General features: G+C 38.1%; 20 protein-coding genes. All 20 read right to left on the reverse strand.

Annotated features, from left to right (window positions below):
• Positions 1-17: 17 nt before the first annotated feature.
• Positions 18-1,292: an RNA polymerase sigma factor gene (locus LV704_RS15675; protein WP_163422815.1), complete on the reverse strand. Its 1,275-nt coding sequence runs from the start codon at positions 1,290-1,292 to the stop codon at positions 18-20.
• A 38-nt stretch (positions 1,293-1,330) separates the two neighbouring features.
• Complete coding sequence (locus LV704_RS15680; protein ID WP_163422814.1) at positions 1,331-2,335, reverse strand: bifunctional helix-turn-helix transcriptional regulator/GNAT family N-acetyltransferase; 1,005 nt, start codon at positions 2,333-2,335, stop codon at positions 1,331-1,333.
• 87 nt (positions 2,336-2,422) lie between these two features.
• A complete protein-coding gene (locus tag LV704_RS15685; protein WP_163422813.1) occupies positions 2,423-3,217 on the reverse strand; it encodes an anti-sigma factor domain-containing protein in 795 nt (264 codons plus the stop codon).
• A complete protein-coding gene (locus LV704_RS15690) occupies positions 3,218-3,748 on the reverse strand; it encodes an RNA polymerase sigma factor (protein ID WP_163422812.1) in 531 nt (176 codons plus the stop codon).
• Positions 3,749-3,798: 50 nt separating this feature from the next.
• Positions 3,799-4,170, reverse strand: coding sequence for a VOC family protein (locus tag LV704_RS15695; protein ID WP_163422811.1), 372 nt, complete (start codon positions 4,168-4,170; stop codon positions 3,799-3,801).
• 39 nt (positions 4,171-4,209) lie between these two features.
• Positions 4,210-4,686, reverse strand: coding sequence for a nuclear transport factor 2 family protein (locus LV704_RS15700; protein ID WP_163422810.1), 477 nt, complete (start codon positions 4,684-4,686; stop codon positions 4,210-4,212).
• Positions 4,687-4,761: 75 nt separating this feature from the next.
• Positions 4,762-6,069, reverse strand: coding sequence for an MFS transporter (locus LV704_RS15705; RefSeq protein ID WP_163422809.1), 1,308 nt, complete (start codon positions 6,067-6,069; stop codon positions 4,762-4,764).
• 72 nt (positions 6,070-6,141) lie between these two features.
• Positions 6,142-6,441, reverse strand: coding sequence for a GNAT family N-acetyltransferase (locus LV704_RS15710; protein WP_163422808.1), 300 nt, complete (start codon positions 6,439-6,441; stop codon positions 6,142-6,144).
• 15 nt (positions 6,442-6,456) lie between these two features.
• Positions 6,457-6,663 (reverse strand): (4Fe-4S)-binding protein, encoded by a 207-nt coding sequence (locus LV704_RS15715; protein ID WP_163422807.1) that lies wholly within the window; start codon positions 6,661-6,663, stop codon positions 6,457-6,459.
• A 63-nt stretch (positions 6,664-6,726) separates the two neighbouring features.
• The gene (locus LV704_RS15720; protein ID WP_163422806.1) at positions 6,727-7,308 is read right to left on the reverse strand and encodes a superoxide dismutase family protein; all 582 of its coding nucleotides are present in this window, start codon (positions 7,306-7,308) and stop codon (positions 6,727-6,729) included.
• Between the two features lie 435 nt (positions 7,309-7,743).
• Positions 7,744-8,964, reverse strand: a complete 1,221-nt coding sequence (locus tag LV704_RS15725) for a bifunctional alpha/beta hydrolase/OsmC family protein (RefSeq protein ID WP_163422805.1) — start codon at positions 8,962-8,964, stop codon at positions 7,744-7,746.
• 10 nt (positions 8,965-8,974) lie between these two features.
• A complete protein-coding gene (locus LV704_RS15730; RefSeq protein ID WP_163422804.1) occupies positions 8,975-9,673 on the reverse strand; it encodes a DUF2490 domain-containing protein in 699 nt (232 codons plus the stop codon).
• A gap of 95 nt (positions 9,674-9,768) precedes the next feature.
• Positions 9,769-12,975 carry a hypothetical protein gene (locus tag LV704_RS15735; protein WP_163422803.1) on the reverse strand — a complete coding sequence of 1,069 codons (3,207 nt, stop codon included), beginning with the start codon at positions 12,973-12,975 and terminating at the stop codon, positions 9,769-9,771.
• 168 nt (positions 12,976-13,143) lie between these two features.
• Positions 13,144-14,391, reverse strand: coding sequence for an amidohydrolase family protein (locus tag LV704_RS15740; RefSeq protein ID WP_163422802.1), 1,248 nt, complete (start codon positions 14,389-14,391; stop codon positions 13,144-13,146).
• A 56-nt stretch (positions 14,392-14,447) separates the two neighbouring features.
• The gene (locus tag LV704_RS15745) at positions 14,448-15,029 is read right to left on the reverse strand and encodes a YdeI family protein (protein WP_163422801.1); all 582 of its coding nucleotides are present in this window, start codon (positions 15,027-15,029) and stop codon (positions 14,448-14,450) included.
• A 3-nt stretch (positions 15,030-15,032) separates the two neighbouring features.
• The gene (locus LV704_RS15750; protein ID WP_163422800.1) at positions 15,033-16,076 is read right to left on the reverse strand and encodes a zinc-dependent alcohol dehydrogenase family protein; all 1,044 of its coding nucleotides are present in this window, start codon (positions 16,074-16,076) and stop codon (positions 15,033-15,035) included.
• 2 nt (positions 16,077-16,078) lie between these two features.
• Positions 16,079-17,005 (reverse strand): carbon-nitrogen hydrolase family protein, encoded by a 927-nt coding sequence (locus LV704_RS15755; RefSeq protein ID WP_163422799.1) that lies wholly within the window; start codon positions 17,003-17,005, stop codon positions 16,079-16,081.
• A 45-nt stretch (positions 17,006-17,050) separates the two neighbouring features.
• The gene (locus LV704_RS15760; RefSeq protein WP_163422798.1) at positions 17,051-17,827 is read right to left on the reverse strand and encodes a hypothetical protein; all 777 of its coding nucleotides are present in this window, start codon (positions 17,825-17,827) and stop codon (positions 17,051-17,053) included.
• Entirely contained in the window at positions 17,824-18,630 is an 807-nt protein-coding gene (locus LV704_RS15765) for an arginase family protein (protein ID WP_163422797.1), read from the reverse strand. The genes LV704_RS15760 and LV704_RS15765 overlap by 4 nt, the downstream gene beginning before the upstream one ends.
• Positions 18,631-18,648: 18 nt before the next feature.
• Positions 18,649-20,271 carry a M1 family metallopeptidase gene (locus LV704_RS15770; RefSeq protein WP_163422796.1) on the reverse strand — a complete coding sequence of 541 codons (1,623 nt, stop codon included), beginning with the start codon at positions 20,269-20,271 and terminating at the stop codon, positions 18,649-18,651.
• Positions 20,272-20,273 lie beyond the last annotated feature (2 nt).

Here is a 20,273-nt window from a genome sequence, read left to right on the forward strand (position 1 = left end):
TAAATTAAGATTTGTCCCTAAGACAATTGAGATGGAGGAATAAGGACAAGGGTATTGATTTTTTTTTGTAAAAGTTCCTTGTCCCTTTCATTACTTGCCAAGTGCAAAGCTTGCTTATAGCACGTTTGCGCTTTTTTAAGCTGAGAACTTTTTTTATACAATTCTGCCATTGTGAAATGATAGAGATAATAATTGGCAATGTCTGACCTAGCTTCCAGTTGAAACAACTCATCAATTGCTTTTTCATCTCCTTCAACTTCTGAAAAAGCAACAATTCTGTTTAGGTGTACAATGGGAGAATCTTCCAGTAGTAATAATTGATCATAGAGAGACAGTATTTGGGGCCAGTTAGTTTTTTCATAGGAAGATGAAATACAATGATTTGCAGAGATTGTTGCCAAAATACTGTACTTGTTTATTGTATCCCCTTGGATAATTCTATCCAAATATTGAGTACCTGTCTGGATTAGTTGAGCATCCCACTTTGAACGGTCTTGTTCTTTTAAATCAATGATTTCACCATCTTCAGAAATGCGGGAATTAAACCTAGATATGTTGAAGTACATTAATGCTAAAAGAGCATAACATTCTGTTTTGTTTGTAATGTTGGTGCTTTCCGTTAATAATTTTACTAGACGGATAGCTTCTAAACAGAGGTCAAAACGGATAACGTTGTTTTTATGGGAGGGAAAGTAACCTTCGGTAAAAATTAGATAGATAGTCTTAAGTACCGAATCCAAGCGTTCTTCAACAACATTTTTTGAATTAAGATCAATGGAAATAGTACGCATTTGTTTTCTTCCGCGCACTAATCGTTTACTTATGGTCTGTTCATTGGAAAAGAATGCAGTTGCTATTTCAGCAATACTAAATCCTGATAAAATCTTTAAAATGAGTGCAATTTGGGAGTTTTCCGAAATTGAAGGATGACAGCAAGAAAACATCATTTTTAACTGACTGTCTTCTATAATCTCCTCAGAAAAAGAAAATGTTTCGTCCAGTCCTGATCTTTGAATAGTATTGGCGTACTCACGTTGGTACTTTTTACGTTTAAGAATGTTTAAAGTAATGTTCTTTGCGGTGGTGTATAGCCAAGCTTTAGGGTTTTCAGGAATACCACGCATTTCCCAATGTTCTGTTGCCTTCAACAAAGCTTCTTGTACAATGTCTTCAGCTGTTTCAACATTCTCTGATCCTAGATAACCCGTTATGACAGCAACAAGTTTACCATACTCATTCCTAAAAAAATGTGTGGTTAACTCATGGCTCTGGGTTAAACTGGAATTGCTCATTTTCAAATTAGCATTAAAGGCATGTTTATCCTGCTAATTTACTTTAGTTTTAGTCTAAACCCATAAACTTGAAGATTTCCTTGTTTAAAATCCAACTTTTCTGATTTCTTAAACCCAAGTTTTTCATACATACCCCAAGCAATTTTCATAAACTCGGTAGTATGAATGATAACCTGTTTATGCCCTTTCTTTTTGGCATTTTCAATACAAGTTTTGCTTAACGCTTTTCCCACTCCCAATCCCCGTGCGGAATTGCTGACTGCAAGCAGCCTAAAACCAGATGCATTTTTTTCTAAAGGGGCACTACCTCCAGAACCATAATATTGCATGTCACTGAAGTAAAGAACACCACCCAAGATTTCTCCAATTGGCGATGTTGCAATCAAAAGCTCCGAAGCGGGTTTTCTTGTGAAGTCTCCTATGTTGGCTAAAGTATTGTAATACTGTGGTTGCTCATTTGCTTTGGGAAATCCCTCTAATTCAGAGTAGACCTTAACCATTAATTTTCCTATTTCTTTAAATTCTGATGGCTTTGCATTCCTAATTGTAAATGCTTTATGTGATTTTTTGGGAGCAAACCGTCTGTTGTAACGTTCTTTAAAACTCTGCTTTTGTAATTCTTGCTCTAATTGGGTCAGTTTTTCCAGAAAATCATCGTTTACCACCTCTTTCAACACTTCTTGAATCCTATGCCATTCCAATTCAAAAATAGGCAGTGATTCTTGCCCTTTTATGGAAAGCTGAATAAGGGTTTTTCTACCATCCTGTTCATCCTTAAAAGTGTCCAAGTAACCTTGGTTTTTCATTTTACGGGTCACTTTTATCATTGCAGGGTGTGAAAACCCCAAAGCATTGGCTATTTCTGTTACGGTAAGTCTTCCCTTTTGTTTTAAAAGCAAAAAGATAACATGCCAATTAGGTTCAATTTTTAAATTTAAAGTAGAGTAGTGGTCTATGGTACTGGAGACTATCTTTTCATTCAATCGTTTTATGCGAGCGGTAAAACCTAAATGTTGCAACTCTGGCAGAAAATCTTGATTCATCGTAATTTACGTAACTAGTTACGTAAATATAGTTGAAAATCTACAATCTGTTTTTATATTTTATCAATTTGTTAAGAAAGAAAGGTGTTAGGGGCCAACGGCTCCCAGTGTATACAATTGCTTTAGGTTAGGTGTATCACTGCCTCCTTCTGGTTCTAATGTAATGCCAAAAGCTTCAGTGTTGTTGGGATTGGAAAGTGTAAACAACTTGTTGTTATCTGCTACAAAATCTTCCAGAAGACCAATACTGGTAGGAGTCAATGGATCTAATTTTAAAGACCAGACTTGATATGCATAACCATCTGGAGGCTCGGGTAGACCTTGAGCATCGATAATGACATTTTCTTCTGCTTTGTTCCAATAGGCCTTGGCGTAAGACCTTGGTGACACTGTCTGCCCCCCTAAATCTATTACAGTAACATTTTTATCACGTAATGCTTGAAGTAATGTTTCTTGATTGGTTACTTCATTACGGACTCCTGAAAGGATTTCTTCTAAACTTTGCTTTTCTTGATTGGTTACCTCTATTTCCGATTTCAGATTGTTGTTTTCCAGGTACATCCATAACAGTCCTACTGCCAATAACAGGGAAGCGGCCCATCCTAGATAACTGCTCCATGGAGTTTTCTTTTCTGAAGCAGTTGGTAAAAATGGAATTACATCATCTAATTCGGATTTTAACTTCTTAAAACCATCTACAGGCAATTCTGGAGAAGCTGTTTTGGTCAGGTGCAAGATTGCAGCTTCAATGGCCTCAATTTCTTTTTGAATTTCGGGATATTGTATGGCATAGTGCTGCACCTCTAAATTTTCTTCTGGGCTAAGTGCTCCAGCAATGTAGAGTTCTAAAATTCCGGATGCTATGTACTTTTCAATATCCATTTATAATCTTACGTTTTTCCTTAATTCGGAAATACAACTCCGTAAACGTGTTTTAATAGTGCCAATGGGTGTTTTTAGTTCTTTAGATACTTCTTTTTGTGTATACCCTTTAAAGTAAAGCAAATCTATCAAAAGGATGCATTTCTCTTTCAGGCCATTTAATAAGGATTGCAACCCAATGGTATCAATTTTACCATTTAAATCCTCGCTATTTTCATAGATACCTACGAAAGAATGTACGGGGAGGTTTTTCTTTTGATTTTTATGGGTTTTTGAGCGCAGTTCATCGATGGCAGCATTTCGGGCTATGTTCAAAATCCATGTAAAGAAACGCCCTTTGGACGCATCATAATTATCAGATTTATCCCATATCTTAATAAAAACATCTTGGCAAAGTTCTTGGGAACGTTCTACATCTTTAATGATGGTATTGATGACTCCACAAATATTTTCTGCATACATATTATACAATTTCTCGAAGGCAGTTTTATCCTTTTTCTGAAATTGGAGTATGAGGTCGTCTAAATTCATAGCTAATCGGCCAAAGATATAAAAAGGTATCGTTCAATGCTGCCAAAAATCTAAACATGTTGGTCAATTAGAATAGTATTGCCATCTGGGTCCATGACCATAAAACTGGCAGGTCCGCTTGTGGTCTCATCAGCTTCGGATGTTAGTGCCACCCCATTTTTCTTTAAGGCCTTTTGAATGTCGCGAACATCATCAAAAGCATCCAAAGTTTGGGCATTTTCATCCCAACCAGGGTTAAAGGTTAGAATGTTGTTTTCGAACATACCTTGAAAAAGCCCTAAGAGAGAGTTACCATTTTTCATTATAAGATAGTTTCGTTCCATCTCACCGGCAAAAACGGTGAATCCCATTTTTTCATAAAATGTTTTGGAAACCTGAAGATCTTTTACCGCTAGACTTATAGAAAAAGCACCTAGTTTCATATTGTTTTGTTTTAAGTTATGCAATAGACGTGTCTCGCACTATTGTATTTTGCCATCATGAAAACCAGCTCTTTTCCAAGCCCCATTTTCATAGACCCATATGTTGGTTACTCGGTACTCATTTTTACTTAGTTCCCCATTTTTGGTAATAGATGTGATTACTTTGGCTGTGGCAATAGCAGTATTATCATGAAATTCAACCTTAAGTTGCTTCATTTCATAACTATTGATGGTCAAAATACCAGCTTCGATTTCTTTATCTCTCTTGTTTAAATATTGAAACCAACTTTCTTTGTCAATAGCTTCATAGGTCCCATTTGTATGACTATAATTATTGGTTACCATGGATTCCAATACGGAAATTTCACTATTGGCGAAAGCCAAATTAAACCGGTCTATCGCTGTAATCAGTTCTTCTTTTTGTTCCGCTTCCAACTTTTGGGATTGGTTTTCACATGCAGTGGAAAACCACATGAAGATGAAGATATAGAGAAATGAGAATTTGTAAGATTTCATTTTATGATTGCCTTCTTTGAATCATAAACTTAAGAAATTAAATTCTTGTAGCAGTATTCTAAATTTTGGAAGATTTTACTGTGGATTATTGGCTTTCAAGCTTCCCAAAAGTAAAAACACCAAGAAGGCCAGCCCTATGTATCCTACCAAACTATAAGAGTCAAAAGTAGAAAAGCAAAGACTAAAAATGGAAGGGGCCAAGGCACTGGCTAAAATGAGAAAACTCATTACTTTTCCAGTAATGGCTCCCAAATGATCACGACCATAAAAACGAGGCCAAGCTATGGCATTTAATACCGCAAAAAAACCACCCATAATACCAAAACCAGCAATTAGGAAAGGAACCCCTATAGGACTGGCCAAAAATAAAAAACCGACGGAAGCTAATATACCTCCCAGTAACATTAAATAGAGGAAGAGTTTTAAGGGAAGACGGTCACTTAACCAATTAAAAATTGTAGAGACCGTTACTGCGACAACAGAACCAGGTAAGAAGATAGAAATGGCATCAGCTTTTGGGAAACCCTCACTGGCAAAAATGGATACGATATGAAAGGTAAGCCCAGTGATGAAAAAACTATTGAAAGCTAACATAAGTCCATACATCCAAAAGGAACGTGTGTTCATTGCTTCTTTTAGTGTGAATTGTTTATGGGCCAATACCTTGTTTTTTTCTTTTGTACTTATTTGAACATTGTCACCATCTGGCAAAAGGCCATGTTCTTCTGGTTTATTTTTATAGAATAGAAAAACCAGAACACTAAAAATGAGCAAACCTATGGCAAAGTACCGCCATGTAACCTCCCAACCATTAGTATCTATCAATGTGTTTATCCAAATAGGAGAAGAAGAGAAACCAAAAGATAATGCTACACTGCTGAACATGTTTACTTTGCCTCGGTTTTTATCGAACCAAATCATAATCATGTTCCTAGAGGCCATTGTTAAAACTCCTTGCCCGGCAAAACGTAGTAAAAAGAAAAGGCATGTCATCAATAAGAAAGGGATCCACCAAGTATTGTTGTTCAATACATTTTTTATGAATTCGCTCATTTGTGAGGACCAAGAACAAAGAAAAAGCGTTGTTACCAAAGTTAGGGTTGCAAAAAAAGCAACGTACCGTGCCCCATATCTATCAAACCAAACACCTGCGCGCCCAATAACCAAAGAACTAATAATGGTTCCTATCATATACGCGTTACTGAACTGATTACGACTAAGACCCAGAGCGTCTTTTACGGGGTCTGTAAAAACCGATACACCAATGGTCTGGCCAGGGATACTACAATAGACACCAATGGTGCCAATGACCAAGATAACATAGCCATAAAAAACAGGACTTTTTGAAGGGTCAATAAATTGGTTTTTTTTGGATTGGGCCATGATTGGTTTTCGGCCTCAAAAGTAATTGTTTACTCCAAGGAATAAATCAAAAGAAAAAAGAAAATTATCGGTTTAAGCTATGTTGATACCCTTTAGTACCAAAGTTTTCCACTCCGGGTGTCTTTTAATATACATGGCTACAAAGGGGCACAAAGGAACTAGTGTTAAGTCATGTGCTTTAATGTTTTCCAAAGCCTGTTTAATAAGTTCGGAGCCAACACCTTTGCCTTCATAGTCCCTAGGTACTTCGGTATGGGTGAGATAAATCTTTTCTTTGGCCTTTATATACTCAATCTTCGCAATGGATTCCCCTATTCTAAATTGAAATTCCTTTGCTTCAACATTGTCAATAAGTAAGTATTCAGAGTTCATTGCTTAAGAATTAGGTTAGCGGTAACTTAAAGCTCCTGAGGGGCATTGGGCAATTTGATTTTTCAACTCTGCGGTAGTTGCATTTTCAGCCTTTATCCACGGTTTTTCTTTAGGGTTATAAACATTGGGGAGCATCTTCACACAAATCCCCGCATGTTCACAAAGTTTTGGTTTCCAGATTACGGAAACCTCTCCATTGGAATATTCTTTTGTTATGTCCATTTTGAAACAGGGATTAAATTATTTTAAAAAGAGCTGCTTTTAACGCAGCTCTTGTACTATTTGTTATTGAATAATTCCTGTACAAGCGACACGAGCACCAGCTGCACCACTAGGTTGGGAGGTGAAATCATCTACTCCTTGGTGAACAATAACAGCTTTGCCAACTATGTTTTTGGTTTCATCATCACAGCCAATACACCATTCTTTGGTAGCAAAATCAACTGTGGCATTACCCTCAGCATTAGCCACAAAATTACCAATGTCACCTTTATGATAACCATCAGCAGCTCCCCATTTGGCATGAGGTTTAAACGTTGGGTTCCAGTGTCCACCTGTGGATTTTCCATCAGCAGATGAACAATCCGCTTTTTCATGAATATGAATCGCATGTTCACCTTCTGTAAGGCCAGACAGCGTTGCTTTCATTACTACAGTTCCATTCTCTTCCGTAAAGGTCACTTCTCCACTAACACTGCTATCACTTTTTGGTTCCATTGAAAATTTGATTGACTTCACTTCTACTACCTCTTCCACCACTTCTTCCACAACTTCCTCAGAAGTAGCCTCTACCTCTTTTTTAGCTTGCTTACAACTAAAAGCAGTAATTAGTATTAGTGCCAAAGGAAGCGCAACAATTTTTTTCATCGTAAATATTTTTAGGTTTTGTCTAAGGTACAGATTATTTAAGGAGGTGTCAATAGTTTTGTTCGTTTGTAATATGTAAATCCGTATTATAAATGAATTTGATTTAGAGATACATAAGGTTTTAAATCAATGTGTTATGCAGTTTAAAATACTATTCTTTTTTTTAAAACGTTATCCTCATAACAACCTAAAACCATAAAAGGGCATCTAAAAAATAGTATATGTTGGTTCATCAACCTTCAAATTATATTGAATTTCTAAGGTATTGCAAAAAGAGAAGATCTTTCTGTAGAGGTTATCATCGTCTTAAAAGAGATAAATTTAGAGGGGCAATTGATCAATATAATTACGTAAAATCTTTACGTAAAATCCATAAATCCGCTATAGAACTTGAATTGGATTATTTTGATATTCTGCATATGCGTCTTTAATTGACTAAGGTACAAGAACAGTGATTACCTGCGTCTCGCTATGAAGCGTTTTGTGCACGGGACATTTATCAGCAATCTGCATTATTCTGGCTTTTTGTTTGTTATCTAGATTTCCAGTTAATTTAATTTCACGATGAAAAGTGTCAATCTTTGCCTGATCACTTTCACAATTTGCACAATCTTCTGCATGTGATTTGCTGTAAGACGTATGTACTTCAACATTGTCAACCGGCCATCCTTTTCTTCTGGCATACATTTGAATCGTCATCACAGTACATGCAGAAAGACCAGCAGAGACGAGCTCATATGGGGAAGGTCCAAAGTCATTACCCCCAAAAGAAGTGGGCTCATCTGCAATCATATAATGATTACCGACTTTCATTTGGGTAGTGAATCCATCATCACCAGCTAAACTTGCTGCAACTTGATGTTTGGTTCTTAATTTGGAATCTATTTTTTCTGAAACATCCAAATAACGCTTGGCCCATCCCGAAATTACCTCACCTACGTAAATGGAGTCTTCTTTCCTGGATAATAAATGATCGGCCCCATCCAGAGAAACAAAACTTTTGGGGTGATGCGCTGCAACATAAATTTCTTCAGCATTCTTAATTCCAACAGTGTCGTCTTGCGGAGAATGTAAAACTAAAAGTGGTTTGCGAAGTGCTTTTGCTGTCTCCGGCAATGATTTGGTCTCTAAATCATCTAAAAATTGCTTTTTGATGGTAAAGTCCCTGCCACTTAAATTGATTACTGCCTTTCCTGTGGATTGAATCTCTTCAACGCCACTCTTCAATAAATGTTTTACATGTACCGGATTTGAAGGCGCACCAACTGTTGCAACAGCTTTTATGGACGAAATCTCGCTGGCAGCAAATATGGAAGCCGCGCCACCTAATGAATGTCCAATGATTAGGGTGGGGGCTTCGTAGTTTTCTTCAAGATATTTTGCAGCTGCGACTAAATCTTCAACATTACCTGAAAAATTAGTGTCCGCAAAATCACCTTCGCTCTCTCCAAGACCTGTAAAGTCAAAACGTAAAACGCCAAAACCATGAGAAGTTAATGCCTTTCCTATATTCTTAACGGCCAACAGATTTTTATTACATGTGAAGCAATGTGCAAACACTGCATAATTGTGTGGATGTCTGTCAACAGGAAGTTCTAAACGCCCAACCAGCGTTTGTCCTTCGGTATTTTTAAATGTTACTTTTTGGAGGGCCATGTTACTTTTCTTAGTTAGAGGAAGTCTTTTTCTTTTTAAACACACCTCTTAAGTCGGGATTATAGAAGAATCCTATCTGCAAGCGGTCAAAAACAGCATTACTGAACTGGTTTCGTAAATATCCAAATTGAACACTACTGTTTTCTGTGATATGAATTCCTAAAGCTCCATAAAGACGATTTTGCCCAAAAAGGTCATTTTGCAAATTGATAAACAACTCATCATAAAAATTTAAGAAGAAGGTATCTGTAAGCGGTAGTGTCACCTGGATACGATAACGGGCTCTATGCTGTGTTTCATTTCTAGTGCCAAAATCCAAAAAACGCTGCTCTAATCGGTATCGGTGCTCAAAAAGTAATTCCCAAACCTTGTTTTTAAGAATAAACTGCTCAAAGATTCTATGTTCTTTGATGTTTCGTTCACCTGGGAACTCTAAAAAAGTGTTATCTGTTGATATATATCCATACCCGCCAGTGGCTATTGCACTGGGATTGATATGGTAGTTTAAACCTGTTCGTAACAATAGCTGATTAAAATTACCTGTGGTTTCATAAAATCGAAATTGGGCTTCAGTATGAATACTGAAACGTTCTGCAATCTTATTGGTCCCAAAATACATATACCACGCACCCAACTCATCTTCGCCTGCTAGTTGGGCGTTACTCAAGAAAAAAGAAAACAAAGTGAAAAGCAAAAATAATCTCTTCATATGATGAACAATTGTCAGGTCGAGCGCAGTCGAGACCCAATTTGAATTTATGGTTAAGAACCTCTCGACTGCGCTCGAGAGGACAACAACTTATTTTAATCTATGCTAAAAGTTTCTGTTTCTTTAAAAGGGGATAAATCCAGCGCTTCAATAGATTCGCGGTAGGGTTTCCACTTTTCGTTAAAGAAACTATTGGTTTTTCCCAAGGCTGATTTTAATTCTTCTTTCGCAAATTTGATGAGGTTTTTCTCCGTTTCTGTAACTCCAGATTTCCTTGTTTGGGTATAAAAATCAGCTGTGTTCAAGCGTTGCATCACATTAATCTCAGGATTACGAGTAATCCCTTGCCTTTTATCTTCCTTACCTAAATACAAAGCCACTATTGAATCAATTTGCTTAACAATGTTTGTGGATTCCTTTATTTGATCCTTATATTTTTCCTTGTCCAATTCCTTCATTTCTTTCTGAAACTTATTGGCCAAGTCTTTACTTTTTACTAGTTGCTTTACGGCATCAGCGGCAGTTTGCGTATAATCCTGTACTTTTTTACCCATTTCATAAACCTCATTTATTGAAGCTAATGAAGTTTGAAGCCTTGGGTCTGTTTTTACAGTAACCGAAGTAGAATCTGCGAGTTCACCATAATGTACTTTTACTTTATAAGTACCAGGCTTTACATTAATGCCACCTTCTTCCGTTTTACTTTTACTGATTTTTCTTGCGGGTGTATCCGGACCTTTTTCATCAAGGTTCCAATAGATTCTGTGGAAACCAGCTTTCTTGGGTGTTTTATGTTTAAGGGTGCGAATCAATCGGTCGCCATCATAAAACTTGAAGAAAATAGAATCCTTTGTTTTTTTCTTCTTGTTATCTTCTTTTTCAGGAGCATCTTCTTTGTCATCCTTTTTTTCTTCGTTCTTAGCTACCTTGTTACCTTCTTTCAGATAATACGTAATCATAGCTCCAGCCTTTCTATTTTCACCATTATAAAGTGCATCACCGCCAAAACGACTTCCTGTAGCTTGTTGATAAGCGGCATGATAAGCGTCTGGACTTTTAAATAAGCTTATTTCTTTCTGAAGCACATTTGGATTATTGGCAAGTGCCCTTAGCGGACGAATGTCATCAAGGACCCAAGCAGCGCGCCCAAATGTGCCAATAACCAAATCATGCTCTCTTGGTTGAATGGCTAAGTCTTTGGTTGATACCGTAGGGAAACCTTCAGTCCATTTTTGCCATGAACTCCCCGCATTGAATGATACATACAAACCATCATCCGTTCCTAAAAATAGTAGATTAGGGTTTTCAGTATCCTCAACAATGGAAAGTGTATAACTTTCCACATCGTTTTTATCTACAATTCGGGTCCATGTTTTTCCATAATCTTTGGTTCGATAGGCATATGGAGTATAATTAAACCTTCTATAATCGTTTGCGATCAATAGCGCTTCTCCTTTGTTCTTTCTTGAAGCTTTAATTTGAGGGATCCAGCTTCCTACCGGAAGTCCTTTAATGTTAGATGTTACCTCTGTCCAACTTGCTCCTCCGTTTTGTGTGTAATGGACACGACCATCATCTGTGCCTATCCAAAGCATATCCTTTTCTACAGCAGATGGTTCAATGACCAAAATAGTACAATGGTTTTCAGCTCCTGTAGCATCCATGGTAAGGCCACCGCTTTCGCTCTGTTTTTGTTTTTCCTTATCGTTGGTAGTTAGATCTGGTGAAATAACTTCCCAAGTCAATCCTTTATTGGTTGATTTATGTACAAACTGACTTCCAAAATAGACAGTACTGTTATTAAAAGGATCTTGTCCAATTCCCGCATTCCAGTTAAACCGAAGCTTGGTTGTTGCATCTGGCGGTGTTGGGCGCACAATGTAGTTATTACCTGTTTTCCAATCGTATCGCGAAACAAAACCTTGTTGACTCATGGCATAGCCAAATTGGTTGTCATCTAAATCTGGAACAACATCAAAACCATCACCAAAGGCAATTTCTTGCCAGTAACTGTTGCGTATGCCTTGCGCACGCCATACATATGCCGGTCCTCTCCAAGAGCCATTGTCTTGCATTCCACCATAAACATTGTAGGGATATTCATTGTCAACGTTAATATGATAAAATTGAGCAACAGGTAAGTTGCCAATAAAACGCCATGTTTTTCCACCATCCTTGGTAATGTTCATTCCTCCATCATTGCCATCAATCATAAATTGTCCATTGTCTGGATGAATCCACCATGCATGGTGATCAGGGTGTACCCCATTATCCACTTGGTAAGCAGGCATCAATTGTTTAAAGTTTTTTCCCGCATCCTCAGAAACATTCACGTAGGTGAACACAGAATAAACTCTATTCTCGTTTTCTGGGTCTACATGGATGTCAGAATAGTAAAAAGGTCTATTTCCAATATCGTTTTTGTCATTGACTTTTTCCCATTTAAATCCACCATCCATGGATTTGTACAGTGCATTTTTCTTTGCTTCAACAAGGGCATAGATAATATTGGGCTTGTTTTTGGCAATGGCAATTCCTATTCTTCCCAATTCGCCCTTCGGAAAACCCTCTTCATCGGTAATTTTTTTCCAAGTTGAACCACCATCATGTGTAATATGCAATCCACTTCCATCTCCTCCAGACTTGAAAAACCAAGGGTCGCGTTTATGTTCCCACATGGCAGCAATTAACTTATTTGGGTTGGAAGGGTCCATGACCAAATCTGCGGCGCCAGTTTTGTTATTGATAAAAAGGACTTTCTCCCATGTTTTTCCGCCATCAGAGGTTTTGTAAACTCCGCGCTCAGGGTGAATTCCCCATGGGGAACCAATGGCTCCAGCATACACTACATCTGGATTGGTGGGATCAATAATTACCCTATGAATATGCCTCGTTTTTTCAAGGCCCATGGATTTCCATGTTTTTCCCCCATCAAGAGATTTATAGATGCCATAGCCACCGTTAAGACTGTTTCTAGGATTTCCCTCTCCAGTTCCTACCCAAATTACGGATGGATTGGATTGCTGGATGGCAACAGCGCCAATGGAAGCGGTAACTTCCTTGTCAAAAATGGGGTCCCATTTGATGCCGCCAGAAGTAGACTTCCATAAACCACCAGAAGCGGTGCCCACATACATGATATCTGGGTTGGAAGTCACAACATCAATAGCAGTGACACGCCCGCTCATACCGGCTGGGCCAATGTTACGGGGTTTCATGTCCTGGACCAAATCCATGGAAAATTGTTGCGCAAAAAAAGGGATGGATGCCAGTAGCATCAATAGGGTGTAAAGGTGTTTCATTTTAGGATCAATTAGTCGCCTAAAGATACCAAAAACCCCAAGTGGATTTCTTAAGGAGTTGTTAATGGATTATGGCTTGGTCAAAAAATATATAAATGGCTTACAGAATTGATATAAAATGATTTTTTTGAAAAAATAAGGGAAGTAATTGCTGCGAATATGTCAGAATTACTCTTTATAAACCACCCCATCTTTCATTACATAAGTAACCTTACGCATTTTTTTAATGTCTTTACTAGGGTCGCCTTCCACAGCAATGATGTCTGCAAGGAAATTCTTTTGTATGCGCCCCAATTCATTCAAATGAAAGATACGGGCGTTAACAGAAGTAGCAGATTGCAGCACTTTTAAGGGTTGCATGCCATATTCAACCATCAATTCCAGTTCCCGATAATTTTCTCCGTGGGAATAGACCCCTACATCACCCCCAAAAACAATGTCCACTCCAGATTCCAATGCGAGTTTAAATGACTTCTTCTTTTTAATGATTCGCTCAGTATCTGGTTCTTTTCCTTTTTTCCAGCCTTTGTAGCGTTCTATAGCATCACCAGCTGCCAGAGTAGGGCATAGTCCAATTCCTTTTTCTTTCATCATTTTAAAGATTTCCATAGTGCCTCCATCACCATGTTCAATAGTTTCTACACCTCCTAATATGGCACGTCGCATCCCTTCTGGTGTGCCGGCATGGGCAACAACATAGCGTCCTGCACTTGTGGCGGTAGCTACCATTGCATCTATTTCTTCCTGTAAAAAGGTAGGCTGAGAGGGCTCATCTTTACCCCAGCGATAATCTGCATATATTTTTATGAAGTTTGCACCCTTTCCCAATTGCGTCCGAACTTCTTTAATAGCATCTGCCTTACCACTCACGGGCTCTGCACCCAATGGAACAGTAACCCCATCATGAAATCCTTTTGGACCATAGGCTCCTGTGGCTACAATGGCAGGACCTGCTACTAACAATCGTGGTCCAGGAATTATACCATCATCAATAGTCTTTTTTAAATAGACGTCTGTATAACCAGCGCCTTCAGCTCCTAAATCTCGCATGGTAGTAACCCCTGCCATCAAAGATTTTTTAGCATGTACTACGCCTCTAATTGCTCTTTCTACAGGAGATTCCTTTAATACTTGATCGTTCCATTCGGTTTCATTGTAAGGATGTAACAATAGATGGGAGTGTCCTTCTATGATTCCTGGCATTAGGGTCATACCCTTAAGTTCCCTTTTTTTATATGAGTTGGAATTTTTTAAACTCGAGATAGGGCCAGCAAAAGTAATTCGATTTTCATTTACCAATACTACCCAATTTGAATGCAATGCCTCCCCGTCAAAAACTTGGTCAGGAACCAATAATAATTGTGCCCTAATGGGTACGAACGTTAGGAATAAAAGAATAAGAAAAGTAGTTCTCATATTTAGTGAATTTCGTTTTGTTTAAAAAGTTCGGCTCCCTGATTTCATGATACTTTTCATCTGCTTCCAGGGTTTCTGGTTTTAATGTTATTGGCTGAAAGTGTTATGATTTCCGCTATTCTTTTTTGTCGGGTTTCTTCCCGTTTGGCCTGATTTAACCAGTACAGATAGCTCTTGCGTTGTCCACGGGTGAAATTTTGATAGTTTTTAAAAGCTTCAGGGTTTTTATCAAAAGAAGCTTTTAAATCCTCAGGAACTATTTCATTTTCAACGTCATCCAAAGCGGTCCAAGAACCATTTTTTTTAGCGACTTCAATAACTTTATGTCCGCTTTCATGCATTAAATCAGCGGCTATTAATTCTTTCAAATGATTTTTGTTTACCCTACTCCAGACACTTTTGGGCTTTCTTGGGCAGAAATACTGTCTGCGTTTACCATCACCTAAACTTTTGACGGTACTATCTATCCAACCGAAACAGAGCGCTACTCTTACTGCTTCTTCCCAACGCATGCTTGGCATCTCATGTTCAATCTTGTACATGATTACATGAATACCGCCTGAAATTTGATGGTTGGCATGTAACCAAATCCGCCATTCCTCATCATTTTTAAAGTATATCTCTATTGCATCTTTCATACACTAATTAAAAGTATTGATGATGGTCATTCCCTTATTGGTAAACTGATTCATCTCTCTCAAAACTTTACCCGCTTCTGATAAGTGAATGGTTTGTTCCACCAATTTTTGAGGCATCAATTTTCCTTCTTTGATGAGTGCCATCATTTCAGGGTATTTATGTGCTTGCATTCCGTGGCTGCCAATAATTTCGAGTTCGTTGGCAAGAACTTTATCCATGGGTATTTTTGGATATTGATGATTCCCCGTCATTAACCCAACCTGAATGTGTTTCCCTCTTTTTCTAAGATTCCCTATTGAATTTTGACAAGTGATAGAACTGCCCAAGGCATCTAAAGATACATGAACGCCGCCATTTGTGAGTGACACTACTTCTTCAATAACACCTGAAGATTCAGAAGCATTTATAACTTTTGAAGCACCCAAATCTCTGGCCAGTTTTAAGGTATCCTTGTTGATGTCTATTGCAATAACCTGTGCACCAAACGCTTTAGCTATCATGATTGCAGAAAGTCCTACGCCGCCACAGCCATGAATTGCGATGGATTGCCCTTCAGTTATTTTCCCTTGAGCCACAACAGCCCTATATGCGGTTATGAAACGACAGCCTAGAGAAGCAGCGGTAATATCATCTATTTCTTCAGGAAGTTTCACCAAATTGGTATCTGCTTGATCTATACGGACATATTCGGAAAAAGAACCCCAATGCGTAAAACCTGGCTGTGATTGATGGTCACAAACTTGATGATTACCAGAATTGCATTGCTCACAAGAGCCACAGCCACATACAAAGGGAACGGTTACTCTATCACCAATGTTGAAGTTTTTTACATCTTTACCAAGAGCGGCAATGCTGCCTGACAATTCATGACCTGGAACATGTGGTAAAACAATATCTGGGTCGTGGCCCATCCACCCATGCCAATCACTACGGCAAACCCCGGTTGCAGCTGTTTTTAAAACAACACTATGATCTAATGGAGTCGGATCCTGAACATCTTTAAGTTCTAAATCCCCTTGAAAAGTTTCATAAACCAATGCCTTCATGATTACTCCTTTTCTATTGTCATATCCGGTTGACCAGTCACGTTCAGATTAAAGATATCATTTCTTGCATAATGGCCAATAACATCAAAATCTAATTTACTCACGGTTACATCTTTAAGATCTAGTTCTGTCACCAGTGCACCTGCTTCACCAAAGAGAGGTCCAGCTATAATTTTTCCTAAAGGGGACACGACAATGCTCCCACCCGGACATATGTCTTCCTTTTCGTTTTCTACCAAATGCTGGTATTCAGTGGGATACATAGATTTGGTGTAGAATTGATTGCAACCCAATACAAAACATCTACCCTCTAAAGCAATGTGCTGCATGGTTGCTGTCCATTCGTCTCTAGAATCAGCTGTTGGGGCAATATAGATTTCCACTCCTTGCTGATACATGGCCATTCTTGCCATGGGCATATAATTTTCCCAACAGATAAGACCGCCCATTTTCCCAATTTTGGTATCAAAACTTACCAAGGACTCTCCTGAAGCTTCTGCCCAAACAATGCGTTCCGTTCCAGTAGGTTTAATTTTTCTATGTACACCCAACAAGCCCGAGGTGGGTGAAATGTAGGCCATGGAACAATATAGACTTCCGTTGACTTTTAATCTTTCCGTTATTCCAATTACCAGATATACATTTTGCGATTTGGAGAGCCTCTCTAGAAATTCAAGATCATCTCCTTCCAAACAAACACTATTTTCATAATATTTGGCATATAATTCTTTGCCTTCCATGGAACGACTCCCTACGGTTGCTCCAAAAGTAAAGCCTCTAGGATAACCAGGGACAAAAGACTCTGGAAAGACAATTAAATCACAACCTTCAGCAGCATGTTTTTTAGTTAAATCAGCTAGTTTTTCAAAGGTTTTCTGCTTGTTAAAGAAAACAGGACTTTCTTGTATGAGCGCTACCTTTACCTTCATAAGCACTTGTTTTAAGGTATTAAAAGTTCTACACTTATGTTTTGATTATTCTTCTTCAATGGCCTTTAAAAAAGGTTCCATTTCTATAAGGTCAATATCATCTCTTTTTCTCAATTCCCGTATAAACCAACTCTTGTGTCCGGCACCATAGGTGATTAAAAAGCGTTTACCAGAATAGCGATGTTTTTCCAATGCTTTTTCAATATTCCAGTAATGCGCAATATTGATGTTGTCCCAGCCGCCAAGACCCAATTCTACATTAAAAAGCTTGTTATAGACCTGCAATGAAATATCTTGAATACTATCGTAAGTGTCCGTATGTATAAAATGGGGGTTATTTACTTTTCCAGTCGCTTTATAAACCGAATCTGAGCGCTCATTGGCCTCAGTATAGGCAGCCCAATCCTCCGTTCTCGTAGAATCTTGGCTTATGGCAAGAAGTTTTGCACTTCTTTCATCCGCCATTGGTTTCGTCCAGCCAGCAGTTGGGATAATTTCAAAATCCATTTCCTTTGTTAAAGGAAAAATGACATCCACATACTCTGGAAAACGCATTACTCTTGGTTCGGATATACTATCGTCCCTTTTAAACCCATCAACAGCGGCTTGAAATCTATCTGGCGGAATTTCTGCCAAGATAAAATCGGGATTGATTTCTTTTACTAGCTTCCTTAAATACGGAAGGTTATAAACACTATCTGTTAAATGCCCACTATGAATGGTGCCAAGTATCAAAACTTCATTCTTGAGAGGTTTCGGAGTTTGTTCTTTACAACTTAGCAAAAGAAGCAATGCGATGCAGCAAGTTAAAAGTGTCTTCATTTCATCAATACGTTTATAATTCCCTCAATAGGTCTCAGTTCTTCAACATTTGCAGTGATAGACTCCAAAACACTTGTTCCAACTACATTAAAGCTACTTTTTAACTCATAGATGCATTCCTCTGCATCTTTTATCAATAAGCCATCAGGAACTCTGTAGTAGGTTTTATCATAATTCGAAGGTTCTAGGCAATCAAAATCAAAATGTAAATAGAGATGCTCTATGTTTTTGGATTGCAAGGTTGAAACTAGCTCTGGAATATTCAGTTTTTTTGGGTGATAAATACCACCTCTCTCCAATCTAGTTTTTTCAGCGTTATCAATATCTCGCAATCCAACATAATGGATTTGGGAACTATTTATGGTGCTAAACAGCAAATCGTCCATATTGGGTTCTCCTTCTCCAAGTAATGTTCTGAGTGGCATACCATGAAAATTGCAACTTGAAGAATCGCATGGTTTATTGATGTCTGCATGTGCATCAAACCATATAACACCCAAATTTGGATATTGAGCATTTAAGTAGGATACCGGTACAATCTCAAGGCCACAATCTCCACCAATAGTAGCAGTAGTGTTGGGTTTTTCCGAAGTTAGAAATTGTTTAAATCGTTGTAGTTGTTCGTAAATGGCGTCGTAATTGTTTATGTTGAATTTTTGCAATCCATTTTCCCCTGCCGAAATATTGGATAGTGGAATTTGAACAAAATTTGGATTTTTCAAATACTCCAACACAGCAAAAGCCCCAGATTCTATATCCTTACCCAATCCAGCGCCCTGCCATTGTGGAAAGTATATTTTCATAATAACTTGCGGTTGAATTTAAATTTTCTGATGCAGGATGTAAAAGTTGTCGTCAAAAACCAGTTCACTGCTCTGCAATGTTTCAGTTTTCCATTCTTTGCTAGGAAATAACCACTGTTCTTTGCCATTAGTAAAAACTCTGATAGGCATATCAAAATCTTCTACAACATCCACATAACGATGCGTAATGGACTTTCCTTCCAGCTTATATTCCAATTTTGGAATCATGGTGGTTCTTAAATATTGGTTGAAGAAAGCAGATAAGTCCTTTTTTGTTTTTTCACTGATATAGTGTTCAATCTGTTCTGTGGTTACCGTTTGGTGATAGAACTCGGCGTTCAATCCTCTTAGGATTTGTCTCCAAAGTTCATCATCTTCGATGAGCTGTCTTAGAGTATGCAACATGTTAGCCCCTTTATAGTACATATCTCCAGAGCCTTTTTTATTAACGTTGTAAGTTCCAATTATGGGAATATCATTTTTAATGTTTGCACGAGTTCCAATGACGTATTCGGAAGCTGCTTTGGTTCCATAATGGTAGTCTAAGTACAAATTTTCGGAATAAGCGGTAAACCCTTCGTGAATCCACATGTCTGCGACATCTTTGTATGTGATGTTGTTGGCAAACCATTCATGGCCGGCTTCATGAATAATGATGAAATCGAACTTAAGTCCCCAGCCGCTTCCTGACAAATCCCTGCCTAGATATCCATTTTGATATTTATTCCCGTAGGTAACTGAACTCTGATGTTCCATCCCTAAATATGGTACTTCCACTAACTTGAAGCTATCTTCATAAAAAGGGTAGGGGCCAAACCAATGCTCAAAGGCCTTTAGCATCATTGGAGTTTGTTTAAACTGCTCTTTGGCCTTATCCAAATTATCGCGCAGTACATAATAGTCCAAATCCAATGTGCCCTTTTCCCCCTCATATGTTTCGCCAAATTGAACGTAATCACCTATGTTTATATTTACACCGTAATTATTTATGGGGTTGGATACAAACCAATCGTACAATTTATAACCACCAAAATCATAGAGGTATTCTTCTCTTAACCTACCGTTGGACACTGCTACTAAATCCTTTGGAACATCAATGGCAATGCGCATACTATCGACTTCATCATACATATGGTCCTTATTCGGCCACCATACACTAGCACCCAATCCTTGACAAGATGTTGCTACAAAAGGATTACCATTTTCATCTTTTTCCCAGGAAAACCCACCGTCCCATGGCGCTCTTTTTGCCTTTCTTGGTTTTCCAGAATATTGAACATATAGTTCGTTAAACTCCCCAGGCACCTGTTTTTTCTTCAAATGAATGAAATGTGCTGAACCATAAGAAGTATAATCGAGATCTTGATTGTCTTGCGATACCGCGTCTATTTTTAAAGGTTTTTGCAAATCGATTTGAATGACATCAGATTCCTCTAAAACTTTATACCTAATGATGTTGTAACCTGCAATGGATTCATTTTCTGGTTGCACCTTAATGTTTAAATTATAATAATTCAAGTCCCACCAAGCACGTTCTGGAGTAATACTCCCTCTTAAGGTATCTTGCCTAGTAAAGTTTTGGCCATTTATATTGAAAGACATGGCTAAAACAAGCAGAATAAGTAGTGTATTTTTTTTCATTT

This window comes from Flagellimonas sp. CMM7, from assembly GCF_021390195.1.
Lineage (GTDB): Bacteria > Bacteroidota > Bacteroidia > Flavobacteriales > Flavobacteriaceae > Flagellimonas.